The sequence below is a fragment of the Planomonospora algeriensis genome (genome assembly GCF_977012225.1).
Genome location: NZ_CDRNDK010000805.1, coordinates 1 through 1,674, shown reverse-complemented (window position 1 = coordinate 1,674; position 1,674 = coordinate 1). Strand labels below are relative to the sequence as shown.

General features: G+C 77.1%; 2 protein-coding genes. Both read right to left on the bottom strand.

Annotated features, from left to right (window positions below; translation table 11 throughout):
• Positions 1 to 852 (bottom strand): adenosylcobinamide-GDP ribazoletransferase (locus ACWJ6R_RS35955; protein ID WP_449066483.1); only part of this gene is annotated, 852 nt, incomplete at its 3' end.
• A 322-nt stretch (positions 853 to 1,174) separates the two neighbouring features.
• Positions 1,175 to 1,674 (bottom strand): bifunctional adenosylcobinamide kinase/adenosylcobinamide-phosphate guanylyltransferase (locus tag ACWJ6R_RS35950; protein WP_449066482.1); only part of this gene is annotated, 500 nt, incomplete at its 5' end.

Below are 1,674 nucleotides of genomic sequence, written 5' to 3'. Positions count from 1 at the left end.
TGACACCGCCCCAGCCGCCGCCAGCGCCCGGCGCCGCAGCGCCCACGCGGCGAGCAGCCCGGCCGCCACCGCCGCCGCCGGAAAACAGAGGAACACGACGAACTGCGACCAGCTCGCGGGGAGATCGGCGGTGGGGACGATGGACACGCCCACCACGTCCATTCGGTGCGGGTCCGCCACGGTCCCCTCGAGCGCCGCGTAGGAACCGATGCCCGTGCCCTCCACGAAGGTGTACTCCTCGTAGCGGCGGCTGAAGGCGTCGTCCGGAGGGAGCAGGCGGAGGGCACCGAGGCAGTAGGCGGACGTCAGCACCGCCAGGCCCGCCAAGGACAGGAAGGTCGCGGCCAGGGCGGGGCCGCGCCGTACGGTGCCCGCGACCATCGCGCCGAGCCCGCCCGGCCGGGCCGCCGGGACGCCCTCCCGGCAGGCCCAGGTGATCGCCAGCCGCCCGGCGACGCAGGCGGCGACCAGCGCGACAGGCCCGTATCCGGCGGCGGAGGCCTCCGCCAGCGCCGCGACCTGGACGCCCAGCACCAGGACCAGTGTCACCACGCCGAACGGGCCGATGTCGGAGCGCTTCATGATGTCCAGGGCCTGCCCGGCGGGCCTGCCGCTGCCCAGCCCGTCGGCCAGATCGGCCAGCCCGTCCAGGTGCAGGGCCCGGGTGAGCAGCGCGAGCGTGCCGATCGCCAGGACCGAGGCGAGCAGCGGCGAGACCTCCAGCCAGAGGGCGGCCGAGAGCACGGCCGCGGCGGCCCCGCCGAGCAGCGCGCCGACCAGCGGGGCGAGCGCCATCGCCCGTCCGCCCGCCCGGCGGTCCACGGTCCCCGGCCGCACCGGGAACACGCTCAGCGTGCCGACCGCCAGCCGGAACCCGTCGCCGAACGTGGACGGGCTTCCGGAGCCGTCCGGACCACCGGAGCTCTCGGAGCCACCCGAGTCTTCGGTCCCGCCGGAGCCTTCAGGCCCGTCGGAGTCCTCGAAGCCCCCAGATCCGCCGGGATCTCCGGAGCGGACGGCACCCTCAAGGCCTCCGGGTCCGCCGGAATCTCCAGGGTCGCCGGGGTTCTCGGGGTCTGCGGGGTCCCCGGGGCGGTTGTCCAGACATGACCGACGATCGTAGTGCCGGGCCGTCCGCCCGCAGGGACGGGACGACCTGGCGGGGAGCGGTCCGTCAGACGGGCAGGGGGAGCAGGCGCCCGGCGACGACGAGGGCGACCTCCTCCGACTCGGCGGCCAGGCGCTGGTTCAGGCGGCCCAGCACGTCGCGGAAGAGCCGCCCGCCGGAGGTGGCGGGGACCACGCCCAGGCCGACCTCGTCGGAGACGGCCACGACGCGCGCCCGCGTCCGCCGCCACGCCGCCACCAGCGCGTCGCAGCGCGCCTCCACCCGGGCGAGCGCCTCCGGGGCCCGGTCCCAGGCGCCGCACTCGTCGAGGACGGCGGTGGCCCACGTGCCCAGGCCGTCGACCAGCAGGGGGGTCCGCGCCTCCGTCAGCAGCCCGGCCAGGTCCGTGGTCTCGGCCGTGCTCCAGTGGGCGGGACGCCGCTCCCGGTGGGCCCGGATCCGCCCGAGCCACTCCGGGTCGCCGTCCCCGGACGGCCCCGTCGCCGCGTAGACGACCTCGGGCTCGGCCAGCAGCCGCAGCTCGGCCTCGGCCGACTTGCCCGACC